This is a genomic window from Paraburkholderia terricola (genome assembly GCF_003330825.1).
Lineage (GTDB): Bacteria > Pseudomonadota > Gammaproteobacteria > Burkholderiales > Burkholderiaceae > Paraburkholderia > Paraburkholderia terricola.
On record NZ_CP024941.1, the window covers coordinates 2,494,453 to 2,506,837 of the forward strand.

A 12,385-nucleotide genomic window follows, 5' to 3' on the forward strand; every position below is an offset into this window, starting at 1 on the left:
GGACAGTTGGAGTGCGCCGAATGCTCATGCCGGTTACTTGGTTACTTCTCATGAACCACGACAAGCCCAAAGCGCACTTTTGGGAACCCAACATTATAGCACGCACGAATGAAGCTTTCTGGTATTCCCTGATAGAGCGAGCATCTTCGGCGCAGCGAAGCGTAGGAAACCATGCGACTTTCGCCGGGAAAATCCCACGCAAAACCGGTCAACGTATAACCTTGAGCAGCAAAAGTTCCTTGCCTAAGCTGTGGTAACGCTTGCCGCGTCAATCAACCCCGTCTTATAATCCTGCCTAGACAACCATTGCATTCGCACGAGAGTCATGACGAAGCCGTCCCCCACCCCGCCGCCCGAGATCAGCGAATACCAGGTCGGCGAAAGCGTCGGCTACCTGATCACGCGAGTGAGATCGACCATGTCGAATCTGGTCACGCAGCGCAGCATGGCCGAACTGGGCATCACCAGCCAGCAAGGCAGCATCCTGTTCATGGTGGCCAGCGGCAAATGCCTGCTGGCGGCCGAACTGGCCCGTGAATACGGCATTGACGCAAGCGCCGTCACGCGTCTGGTCGACCGGTTGGAAAAACGCGGCCTGCTGACGAGAGTGCGCAGCAACGAAGACCGACGCGTGGTTCGTCTCGCGCTGACGCCCGAAGGCCAAGCGATCGCCGCCAGGATGCCCGCGATTTTCACTGGCGTGCTGAACAGCCTGCTGGGCGGTTTCACTCCCGAAGAAGTGGGCTTTCTGAAAAGCATGCTGCGCCGCGTGCTGGTCAACGCCGGCGAACAAACGGGAGTTACCCGTGATGCAGCAAGCAAACCCGACAGCAAATCGTAAGAATTTGCTTGCAGTGTCCATCATTATCTTCACTCAAAGAGTCGAGCGAATGAAATCCCTTTCCCTGTCCGTGCCCGCACTTTCGAGCCGGGCCGCTGTCGCCGCCGCTGTGACGGCGCTCGCCCTCACGGGGTGCGCGAACTACTTCGGTATGAAAAGCGACAAGCAGATGTCGTCGCCGGCTCAGTACGAGTCCGCTCGGAGTCTGCCCAGCGAGAGCGGCCAATGGCCGTCGTTCGACTGGGCCAACCAGTTCGGCGACCCGCAACTGCCCAAGCTGATCGCGGAGGCGCTCGAAGGCAGTCCGTCGATCGCCCAGGCGCAGGCGCGCGTGGCCAAGGCTTCGTCGTATATCGAGAGCTCACGCTCGGCGCTGTATCCGAAGGTCACCGGCAGCTATTCGTGGACCCGCGAGCTGTTCTCGGGCAACGCGCTCTACCCGCCTCCGTACGGCGGCACCTGGTATAGCGAAAATAACGTGCTCGCGAGCGCGTCATGGGATCTCGACCTGTGGGGCAAAAACCGCCAGCGCCTCGGCCAGGCGGTGTCGCAGGAAAAAGCCGCTGAAGCCGACATGCAGCAGGCGCGCGTGACGCTCGCCGCGTCGGTGGCGAGCACGTACAACCAGCTCGCGCAGCTATACGCGCTGCGCGACATCGCCGCGCGTGAAATCGCCAACCGTCAGGAAATCGGCCGCATTACGAACGGGCGCGTCGCCGCCGGTCTCGACACCAACGTCGAGCGGCAAACCGCGAACGGCAACATCGCAACCAGCCAGTCGACGCTGACCGACCTCGACGGCCAGATCACCGTGGTGCGCTATCAGTTGGGCGCGCTGCTGGGCAAGGGTCCCGACCGCGGCCTGCAGATCGCCCAGCCGGTCCTGACCACCGGCGACACCGTGGCGCTGCCGAACAACCTGCCGGCCGATCTCGTGGCGCGCCGCGCGGACATCGTCGCCGCGCGCTGGCAGGTCGAAGCCGCGATGCACGACGTGAAGGAAGCGAAAGCGGAGTTCTTCCCGGACGTCAACCTCGCCGCCGGCTTCGGTTTCGACGCGTTCGGCTGGGGCCGCTTCCTCAAGGCGGGCAGCCGCCAGATGCAATTCGGCCCCGCCATCCACCTGCCGATCTTCGACGCCGGCGCGCTGCGCTCGCAGTTGAAGGGACGCTACGCCGATTTCGATCTGGATGTGGCGAACTACAACCAGACGCTGATCAACGCCCTCTCTGACGTGGCGACGCAAGTGTCGTCGATCCGTTCGATCGACCAGCAATCGGGCGACGCGCAGCGCGCGCTCGACGCGTCCACCAAGGCGTATCAGTTGGCCGTGATCCGCTACAAGGCCGGTTTGTCGCCGCAGTTGCAGGTGCTGACCGCCGACCAGAACCGCCTTGCCGCCGAACAGACGGTAACGAGCCTGAAGATGCGCCGCCGCGATATGCAGATCGGTCTCGTCAAGGCGCTCGGCGGCGGTTTCGACGCGACCCAGACCGGCCTCGTGGTGCCGACCGATGCCCCGGCGTCGGCCACCGCCGCGACCGCCGCCGCGAACTGACACGGCATCGGCACCAGACCCGCCCGCACACCCGAATAAACGACGACGCTTGAGAGAACCCGGAGCACATCAATGAGCACCCCCCAGCAGCCCGCTGCCCCCGCACAACCGGCCAACAACGGCAAACGCAAGCGCATGATGACGCTGCTCGTCATCGTGATCCTGATCGCCGCGATCGCGTACGGCCTGTACTACTTCCTCGTCGCGCGCTTCCACGAAGACACCGACGACGCGTACGTGAACGGCAATGTCGTGCAAATCACGCCGCAGGTCACCGGCACCGTCGTCGCCGTGAATGCGGACGACACGCAAACCGTAAAGGCCGGCGACCCGCTCGTCGTGCTCGACCCGGCGGACGCGCGCGTCGCGCTGGAACAGGCCGAAGCGAATCTCGCGCAAACGGTGCGCCAGGTGCGCGGCCTGTTCGCCGACGACAACCAATACCAGGCGCAAGTCGCCGTCCGCCAGGCCGATCTGTCGCGCGCTCAGGACGACCTGAAGCGCCGCCTGACGGTCGCGCAAACCGGCGCTGTGTCGCTCGAGGAAATCTCGCACGCGCGCGACGCCGTGAAGAGCGCGCAAGCCGCCGTCGACGCCGCCCAGCAGCAGTTGGCCTCGAACCGCGCGCTGACCGCCAACACCTCGATCGCGAATCACCCGAACGTGCTGTCCGCCGCCGCCAAGGTCCGCGACGCGTACCTGAACAACGCGCGCAACAACCTGCCGGCGCCGGTCACGGGCTATGTCGCGAAGCGCTCGGTGCAGGTCGGCCAGCGCGTCTCGCCGGGCACGCCGCTGATGGCCATCGTGCCGCTCGGCAGCGTGTGGGTCGACGCGAACTTCAAGGAAGTGCAGTTGAAGCACATGCGCATCGGCCAGCCGGTCGAACTGACGGCCGACGTGTACGGTTCGTCGGTGGTGTATCACGGCAAGGTGGTCGGTTTCTCGGCGGGCACGGGCTCGGCCTTCTCGCTGCTGCCCGCGCAGAACGCGACCGGCAACTGGATCAAGGTGGTGCAGCGCCTGCCGGTACGGATCGCGCTCGACCCGAAGGAGCTCGAACAGCATCCGCTGCGCATCGGCCTGTCGATGCAAGCCGACGTGACCATCAAGGACGACCAGGGCGGCCAGCTCGGCCAGGCGCCGAACACGGTCTATCAAACCACCGTGTTCGAGAAGTACGGCGACGAAGCCGACGCGGAAATCGCCCGCATCATCGCGGAAAACGCGGGGCCGAACGGCGGCACGCAGAAGTCGGCGCAAGCCGGCGGCGCGAAGCCCGCCGCCGCCGCTACGGCCGCGGCCGCGAAATTGATGTAAGCCGCGCAACGATTCCTACAAGGTTTTTCGCTTAATGGCTCAGGCTCAGGCGCAAGTTCCTCATCCGCCGCTCGAGGGCGCGCAACTGGTGATCGGCACCATTGCGGTGTCGCTCGCCGTCTTTATGAACGTGCTCGACACGTCGATTGCGAACGTCTCGATTCCGTCCATTTCGGGCGACCTCGGCGTGTCGTCCGACCAGGGCACGTGGGTAATCACCTCGTTCGCGGTGGCGAACGCGATCTCCGTGCCGCTCACCGGCTGGCTCACCGACCGCATCGGTCAGGTGCGCCTGTTCATGGCGTCGATCGTGCTGTTCGTGATCTCGTCGTGGCTGTGCGGCCTCGCGCCCACGCTGCCGTTCCTGCTGGCGTCGCGCGTGCTGCAAGGCGCCGTGGCCGGCCCGATGATTCCGCTGTCGCAAACGCTGCTGCTCGCCAGCTATCCGCGCGCCAAGGCGCCGATGGCGTTGTCGATGTGGGCGATGACCACGCTGATCGCGCCGGTGGCCGGGCCGATTCTCGGCGGCTGGATCTCGGACAACATCTCCTGGCCGTGGATTTTCTACGTCAACATTCCGGTCGGCGCGATTGCCGCCGCGGCCACGTGGATGATCTTCCGCAATCGCGATTCGGTGATTAAAAAAGCGCCGATCGACGGCGTCGGTCTCGGCCTGCTGATCCTTTGGGTCGGCGCGTTGCAGATCATGCTCGACAAAGGCAAGGACCTCGACTGGTTTTCGTCGACCACCATCGTCGTGCTGACGCTGGTTGCGGTGATCGCGCTCGCGTTCTTCGTGGTGTGGGAGCTGACGGCCGAGCATCCGGTGGTCGATCTGTCGCTCTTCAGCAAGCGTAATTTCACGGGCGGCACGGTTGCGCTGTCGGTCGGCTATGGCCTGTACTTCGGCAATCTCGTGCTGCTGCCGTTGTGGCTGCAAACCGATATCGGTTACACGGCAACCGAGGCGGGACTGGTCATGGCGCCGGTCGGCCTGTTCGCCGTGCTGCTGTCGCCGATCACAGGCAAGATCTTGCCGCGTACCGATCCGCGCTATATCGCGACGCTGTCGTTCCTCGTATTCGCGTTGTGTTTCTGGATGCGCTCGCGTTATACGACCGGCGTCGATACGTATTCGCTGCTGCTGCCCACGTTGATTCAAGGCATCGGCATGGCCGGGTTCTTCATTCCGCTGGTGTCGATCACGCTTTCGGGCTTGCCCGGCAACCGGATTCCGGCCGCATCGGGTTTGTCGAATTTCGTGCGGATCATGTGCGGCGGCATCGGCACCTCGATCTTCCAGACGGCGTGGGATCACCGCACCATCATGCATCACGCGCAACTGGCCGAACAGGCTAGCGCGTACAACCCGGTGTTCGATCAGTCGATCCGGCAAATGGGTGCGGCCGGTTTCAGTCAGCCGCAAGCTTATGGATTGTTCAACACGATGGCCACGCAACAGGCCGCGCAGTTGGGCGTGAACGATCTGTTCTTCGTGTCGGCCGGCATTTTTGTCGCGCTGATCGCGCTGATCTGGATCACCAGGCCGGAGCGTGCAGGCGGTGACGCCGGCGCGGCGGCGGCGGCCGCGCATTGAAGTTGTTGCGTCTTTCCGGGCGCGGCGAAGTGGAATGGAAAAAGGCGGGGCCGCTTTCGAGCGGTCCCGCCTTTTTTCCTTGCTTGGGCTTGGGCTTCTAGCGCTTTAACGCGGCCTGGCTCGCCGTCGTCACCACCAGCCGTTCCGGTGCGAGCACGCCTTCGCCTTGTTTCGCGACACCGAGCAGGCGGCCTTCCCCGTCATACACACGCACGCGCGGCGCATTCACCGCGTCGCCGGTGATCGCCAACTCCGACAGCTTCAGGCGTTGACCGTGCAGAAAGCGGCGAGTCGCGTCCTCATCCAGCCTGACGAGCGGGAACGTGGACAGCAGCGCGTCGACCGGTTGCAGCCACGCGTCCCGCTCGCTTTCCGGCGCGCTCGACAGAGCATCGAGCGTCACCGCGTGTTCCAGCGTCAGCGCGCCGACGCCGGTGCGCCGCAACGCCACCAGATGCGCGCCGCAACCCAACGCTTCGCCGATGTCCTCGGCGAGCGTGCGCACATACGTGCCCTTGCTGCACGTCACGCGAAAGGTCACGTCCGGCAGCGCGCAGGCGAGCAATTCGAGCGCGTGGATCGTCACCTGCCGCCCTTCCCGTTCGACCGTCTGACCGGCGCGCGCGTATTCGTACAGCGGCTTGCCGTCGCGCTTGAGCGCCGAATACATCGGCGGAACCTGGATGATGTCGCCGAGAAACTTCGGCAAAGCCGCAAGGACCGCCGCCTGATCGCACGTCACCTCGCGTGTGTCGATGGTCTCGCCTTCGGCGTCGCCGGTGGTCGTGCGAATGCCGAGGCGCATCGTGGCCTCGTAGGTCTTGTCGGCTTCGAGCAGATCCTGCGAGAACTTGGTGGCTTCGCCGAAGCACAGCGGCAGCAAGCCGGTGGCGAGCGGGTCGAGCGTGCCGGTGTGGCCCGCCTTTTTCGCCAGATAGAGACGTTTCGCGCGAATCAGCGCGTCGTTGCTCGACAGGCCGAGCGGCTTGTCGAGCAGCAGCACGCCGTCGAGCGCGCGCCGCGGCACGCGGGGGCGTTGAGGTGCGGTCATGTCAGAAAGACGGATCTTCGAGGTAAACGGAAAGCAAAACGGAAGGCGGCGCCAGGCGCATTGCAGTCAACGGCACGGCAGCGGGTAACGCCTGCTCAGTCTTCTTTCGCGCGGTTGGCATTCGCCTCGTCGATCAGACGCGACATTTCGACGGCCCGCTCGATCGTCTCATCGTAGTGGAAATGCAGCGTCGGCACGGTATGGATATGCAAGCGCTTGAACAGCTGATTGTGCAGATGACCGGCCGCATGCGTGAGCGCTTCCAGCGTCTGCTGCGGGTCGCCCGTCAGCGTCGTGAAATAGACCTTCGCGTGCGCGTAGTCCGGCGTCAGCTCGACGCTTTGAATCGTGACGATGCCGATGCGCGGATCCTTGACCTCACGCAGCAGTTCGGACAGGTCGCGCTGGATCTGATCGGCGATCTGCACGTTGCGATTGGGAGAAGAACGTTTTTTAGGCATGGTGTTGTGTGATCCGTTATGACGGATGCAAAAAGTTGATCGCGTAGCCGCGGTCTTCGTCATGCGGGCGGCATGTGAGCGGCTCGATGACCGTGGGCGGCTGCGGGCGCCATAGGCGACAGGCGCGCCGCCGTGGCTCAAAAAACAACGGGCGGAGCGGGCGCTAAAGCCCGCTCCGCCCGTTGAGCCGTGTCGCGTGAATTACAGCGTACGCGCGACTTCGGTGACCTCGAAGACTTCGAACTGATCGCCTTCGACGATATCGTTGAAGTTCTTGATCGACATACCGCACTCGAAGCCCTGACGGACTTCCTTCACGTCGTCCTTGAAGCGCTTGAGCGAATCGAGCTCGCCCGTGAAGATGACGACGTTGTTGCGCAGCACGCGCACCGACGACGAGCGCTTGACGAAACCGTCCGTGACCATACAGCCGGCCACCGCGCCGATCTTCGGCACCTTGAAGACCTGGCGCACTTCGACGGTGCCCGTCACGACTTCGCGCTTCTCCGGCGCCAGCATGCCCGACATCGCGGCCTTCACCTCATCCACTGCGTCGTAGATGATGTTGTAGTAGCGAATATCGACACCATTGGCTTCCGCCAGCTTGCGCGCCTGCGCATCCGCACGGGTGTTGAAGCCGATGATCACCGCCTTCGAAGCCGTTGCCAGGTTGACGTCGGACTCGCTGATGCCGCCCACGGCGCCGTGCACGATCTGCACGCGGACTTCGTCGGTGGAGAGCTTGAGCAGCGACTGCACCAGCGCTTCCTGCGAACCCTGCACGTCGGCCTTGACGATGAGCGGCATGTACTGCACTTCGCCTTCGCCCATCTGTTCCAGCATGTTTTCGAGCTTCGCGGCCTGTTGCTTGGCCAGCTTGACGTCGCGGAACTTGCCTTGACGGAACAGCGCGACTTCACGCGCCTTGCGGTCGTCCGGCATGACGATGACTTCTTCGCCGGCTTGCGGCACTTCCGACAGACCCTGGATTTCCACCGGGATCGACGGGCCGGCGGACTTGGTCGGCTTGCCGGTTTCGTCGAGCATGGCTCGCACGCGGCCGTAAGCGCTACCCGCCAGCACCACGTCGCCACGGTTCAGCGTACCGGACTGGACGAGGATCGTTGCGACCGGACCCTTACCCTTGTCGAGCTTCGCTTCGATGACGAGACCCTTGGCCGCCGCTTCGACCGGCGCCTTCAGTTCCAGCACTTCGGCTTGCAGCAGCACGTTTTCGAGCAGGTCGTCGATGCCCGCGCCGGTTTTCGCCGACACCGACACGAACGGCGAGTCGCCACCGTATTCTTCCGGCACGACGCCTTCCGCGACGAGTTCCTGCTTCACGCGCTCCGGATTCGCATCCGGCTTGTCGATCTTGTTGATCGCGACGACGAGCGGCACGCCGCCTGCCTTCGCGTGGGCGATCGCTTCCTTCGTTTGCGGCATCACGCCGTCGTCGGCTGCGACCACCAGAATCACGATGTCGGTTGCTTTCGCGCCGCGGGCACGCATGGCCGTAAAGGCCTCGTGACCCGGCGTATCGAGGAACGTGATGACGCCGCGCGGCGTTTCGACGTGATAGGCGCCGATGTGCTGCGTGATCCCGCCCGCTTCACCCGCTGCCACCTTGGCGCGGCGGATGTAGTCGAGCAGCGAGGTCTTGCCGTGGTCGACGTGACCCATGACCGTGACGACCGGCGGACGCGGCAATGCTTCCGCATCGCTGATTTCGCCTTCGACCAGCATCGCTTCCGGGTCGTCCAGCTTGGCCGCGACCGCATGGTGGCCCAATTCCTCGACGATGATCATCGCCGTTTCCTGGTCCAGCATCTGGTTGATCGTGACCATCTGGCCGAGCTTCATCATCGACTTGATGACTTCCGACGCCTTCACCGCCATCTTGTGCGCCAGATCGGCGACCGTGATGGTTTCCGGCACGTGCACTTCACGCACGATCGGTTCGGTCGGCGCCTGGAACGTGGTGCTCTGATCCTGATGCTTGCCGCGACCCTTCGGGCCGCCGCGCCAGCCGCGATCGACGCCGCCGCTGGTATCGCCGCGCGTCTTGATGCCGCGGCGCTTGGCTGCGTCGTCCTGCCAGTTGCCCTTGCCCGCCGGCTTCTTCTTGTCGCCCGCCGACGGCGCCGTCGTGGCGGCCGGAGCCGCGACAGCCGGCTTCCTGGCGGCCGGGCGTGCCGTTGCTTCACCTGCCGGACGTGCCGGCTTGTGCAGCGTGCCCTTGGCTTCGGCGGCCTTGGCCGGCTCAGCGGGCTTCGGTGCCGGCTCCGGCGCCTTGACCTGCGCCTTGCGCGGCGTGTTCATCATTTCGCGAATCGCACGCGCCTCGGCTTCAGCCGCTGCGCGACGCTTGGCGATTTCTTCCTGTTCGGCGCGCGCTTTCTCAGCGGCTTGACGCGCCGCGTCTTCCGCCTTCTTCGCAGCCTCGCGTTGCGCCGCGCGTTCCGCCGCGGCACGTTCGTCGTCCTGCTCGACGGCGGGTTGCGCAGCCTTGGCAGCCGCCGGTTCGGCTTTCGCCGTGACCGGCTGCGCAGCTTGCGCCGGCTGCTGAGGCTTCTCGCGAGCCGCCGCTTCGGCCGCAGCCGCCGCGCGCTTCTTCGCCGCTTCTTCTTCGGCACGGCGGCGCTCGGCTTCAGCAGCCTGCTCGCGCGCCTGACGTTCGGCTTCCTCGCGTTCGAGTTGTTCCTGACGCGCTTTCAGCTCCTGAGCCTGCTTTTCGAGCAGCTCGGCTTCGTGACGCGCTTCCTCTTCACGACGCTGGAGTTCCAGATCGTCGACGTCGGCCTCGGCCACATGATTCGATGCTTCCGCGCCTTCACTGACGGTTTCGTCGCGGCGGACGAAAGTGCGCTTCTTACGCACCTCGACCTGAATGGTGCGAGCCTTGCCCGTCGCGTCGGACTGCTTGATCTCCGACGTATGCCGTTTCGTCAGCGTGATCTTGCGCTTGTCCGCATCAGTCGAGCCGTGAGACTTGCGCAAGTGGTCGAGCAGACGCGCCTTGTCCGTTTCGGACAGGGTGTCGTCTTCGCTCGCTTTGGTGACGCCCGCCGCCTGCAGCTGCTCGAGCAGCACGCCTGCAGGCATTTTCAGTTCCGCGGCAAATTGGGCTACGTTGTTACTCGCCATTCATTCCTCTTAATGCAAGGACCGATTCCTTGCGGTTAGCATCGGGTCATGCGGCCTGACGGCCGCGTTCAATTTAGTGCGCCATGGTCATTTCTCACTGGAACCAGTGTTCACGTGCTTTCATGATCAACGCCTTAGCGGCATCCTCTTCCATTCCGGTCATCTCGACCAGTTCATCCACAGCCAGCTCGGCGAGTTCGTCGCGCGTCTGGATCTGGTGTTCGGACAGCTTGGCGAGCAGGTCGGCGTCGACGCCTTCCACGCTCTTCAGGTCGAGCGCTACATTTTCGACCTTTTCTTCGTTCGCGATCGCCATCGTCAGCAATGCATCGCGCGAGCGATTACGCAGTTCGTGAACGGTGTCTTCGTCGAATGCCTCGATTTCGAGCATCTCGTTGAGCGGCACATAAGCGATCTCTTCGAGGCTCGTGAAGCCTTCGTCGATCAGGATGTCGGCGACTTCCTCGTCGACATCGAGACGCGCCATGAACAGGTCACGCAATACACCGCGTTCCTGATTCTGCTTTTGCGCGGATTCGTCCGGCGTCATGATGTTGATCTGCCAGCCGGTGAGTTCGCTGGCAAGACGCACGTTCTGGCCGCTGCGGCCGATCGCGACCGCCAGCTCGTTTTCGTCGACGACGACGTCCATCGAATGCTTTTCTTCATCGACGACGATCGACTGGACGGCTGCCGGCGCGAGCGCGCCGATCACGAACTGTGCGGGATCTTCCGACCATAGCACGATGTCGACGTTTTCGCCACCGAGCTCGTTACGCACCGCCTGTACGCGCGAGCCGCGAATGCCGACGCAAGTGCCGATCGGATCGATACGTTTGTCGTAAGCGATCACGCCGATCTTGGCGCGCACACCCGGATCGCGGGCCGCCGCCTTGATTTCCAGCAGGCCCTGTTCGATTTCCGGCACTTCCATCTCGAACAGCTTCATGAGGAATTCGGGCGCGGTACGTGACAGTTCGATCTGCGGGCCGCGCGCGGTGCGATCGACCTTGGCGATATAGGCGCGCACGCGGTCGCCCACGCGCAGGTTTTCCTTCGGAATCAGTTGATCGCGGCGCAAAAGCGCTTCGACACGGCCGGTTTCGACGATGAAGTTGCCCTTGTCGAGACGCTTCACCGAGCCGGTCATGATGTGCTCGCCACGCTCGAGGAAGTCGTTCAGGATCTGTTCGCGTTCCGCGTCGCGCACCTTTTGCAGGATCACCTGCTTGGCGGCCTGCGCGCCGATGCGGCCGAATTCGATCGACGGCACCGGTTCCTCGATGTATTCGTCGAGTTGAATGTCGGGCTTCTGTTCACGCGCCTCGAACAGCAGGATTTCCTGATCCGGCTCCTGCAAACCGGCTTCGTCCGGCACCACGCGCCAGCGGCGAAACGTTTCGTGTTCGCCGCTTTCACGGTCGATATGGACGCGGATATCCGCGTCTTCTTCGAAGAGTTTCTTGGAGGCCGAAGCGAGAGCCGCCTCGAGCGCGGCAAATACCACGTCTTTGTCGACGTTCTTCTCGCGTGCCAGCGCATCCACCAGCATCAACACTTCGCGACTCATTGTTTGCGGCTCCTAAAGTCAACTTTCGGAACGAGGCGTGCTTTATCCATGTCCGCGAGCGTGAAATCAAGCATCGCGGCGCCTTCCTTCCCTTCAAATTCCAGACCGATCGTCTCGCCTTGCGGAGCATGCAGGATGCCCCGGTACGATTTCCGTCCGTCCAATGGCTTTTTCAATGTGATTACCACTTCGCTGCCTGCGAAGCGTTCAAAATCCGCCAGTTTTTTCAGCGGGCGGTCGAGACCCGGCGACGACACTTCGAGCCGCTCGTAATCGATATTTTCGACCGTCAGAACGTGCTGGAGCTGACGCGTGACTTTCTCGCAGTCTTCGATCGCAATGCCGGCCGGCTGGTCGATATAAATACACAACATGCCGCGCCCGGTGTGCTCGAGATCGACGAGCTCGTAGCCGAGTCCCACGACCGTGGTTTCAATCAGTTCCGTCAGTTGCACAGTGCCCTCTTAGATGTTCGCGCAGCGAGCCTGCCGCCTGTTTTGCAAACAACCAATGCGGGCCGCGCGCCAAGCCGGCGCACGTTCGTGCTACCCGAGATGCCAAACCACATAAACTGAGCGGCAAAAAAAAATGGGCTAAACGCCCATCATCTTATTGCCGGTGGTCGCACCTGAGCCGCACATGAAAAGCCGCACGCCCAGCGACTTCGCGATTGTAGCCATTTTTCGGGACAAACGCAAACCCGCAGAACGCCGCGTGAAGCGCATTTCCGCTTGATTTCATGGGAAATCGTTCGAACGATATGGCGACGCTTTGGGCCTTTTTGCAAGGCGGTTTGCGCGGCCCGCTCCTGGCTTGGCGAGCAAGCAGAGCGACTCTGCC

General features: G+C 63.4%; 9 protein-coding genes. 4 read left to right on the forward strand and 5 right to left on the reverse strand.

Annotated elements, in window-relative coordinates:
- Positions 1-325 precede the first annotated feature (325 nt).
- The 4 genes from CUJ90_RS11050 to CUJ90_RS11065 all read left to right on the forward strand — a co-directional run bounded on the left by CUJ90_RS11050 (position 326) and on the right by CUJ90_RS11065 (position 5,316).
- Positions 326-841, forward strand: a complete 516-nt coding sequence (locus CUJ90_RS11050) for a MarR family winged helix-turn-helix transcriptional regulator (protein ID WP_083083915.1) — start codon at positions 326-328, stop codon at positions 839-841.
- A gap of 49 nt (positions 842-890) precedes the next feature.
- The gene (locus CUJ90_RS11055; protein WP_114162700.1) at positions 891-2,399 is read left to right on the forward strand and encodes an efflux transporter outer membrane subunit; all 1,509 of its coding nucleotides are present in this window, start codon (positions 891-893) and stop codon (positions 2,397-2,399) included.
- A 72-nt stretch (positions 2,400-2,471) separates the two neighbouring features.
- The gene (locus CUJ90_RS11060; protein WP_114162701.1) at positions 2,472-3,719 is read left to right on the forward strand and encodes an EmrA/EmrK family multidrug efflux transporter periplasmic adaptor subunit; all 1,248 of its coding nucleotides are present in this window, start codon (positions 2,472-2,474) and stop codon (positions 3,717-3,719) included.
- A gap of 34 nt (positions 3,720-3,753) precedes the next feature.
- Positions 3,754-5,316 carry a DHA2 family efflux MFS transporter permease subunit gene (locus CUJ90_RS11065; RefSeq protein ID WP_073429863.1) on the forward strand — a complete coding sequence of 521 codons (1,563 nt, stop codon included), beginning with the start codon at positions 3,754-3,756 and terminating at the stop codon, positions 5,314-5,316.
- Between the two features lie 97 nt (positions 5,317-5,413).
- Here CUJ90_RS11065 and truB read toward each other — a convergent pair whose 3' ends face one another.
- The 5 genes from truB to rimP all read right to left on the reverse strand — a co-directional run bounded on the left by truB (position 5,414) and on the right by rimP (position 12,000).
- Positions 5,414-6,367: a tRNA pseudouridine(55) synthase TruB gene (gene truB, locus CUJ90_RS11070; RefSeq protein ID WP_114162702.1), complete on the reverse strand. Its 954-nt coding sequence runs from the start codon at positions 6,365-6,367 to the stop codon at positions 5,414-5,416.
- 95 nt (positions 6,368-6,462) lie between these two features.
- Positions 6,463-6,828 carry a 30S ribosome-binding factor RbfA gene (gene rbfA, locus CUJ90_RS11075; RefSeq protein ID WP_114162703.1) on the reverse strand — a complete coding sequence of 122 codons (366 nt, stop codon included), beginning with the start codon at positions 6,826-6,828 and terminating at the stop codon, positions 6,463-6,465.
- Between the two features lie 201 nt (positions 6,829-7,029).
- The gene (gene infB, locus CUJ90_RS11080; RefSeq protein WP_073429859.1) at positions 7,030-9,975 is read right to left on the reverse strand and encodes a translation initiation factor IF-2; all 2,946 of its coding nucleotides are present in this window, start codon (positions 9,973-9,975) and stop codon (positions 7,030-7,032) included.
- Between the two features lie 94 nt (positions 9,976-10,069).
- Positions 10,070-11,545: a transcription termination factor NusA gene (nusA, locus tag CUJ90_RS11085; RefSeq protein ID WP_073429857.1), complete on the reverse strand. Its 1,476-nt coding sequence runs from the start codon at positions 11,543-11,545 to the stop codon at positions 10,070-10,072.
- Positions 11,542-12,000, reverse strand: coding sequence for a ribosome maturation factor RimP (rimP, locus tag CUJ90_RS11090; protein ID WP_114162704.1), 459 nt, complete (start codon positions 11,998-12,000; stop codon positions 11,542-11,544). The genes nusA and rimP overlap by 4 nt, the downstream gene beginning before the upstream one ends.
- Positions 12,001-12,385 lie beyond the last annotated feature (385 nt).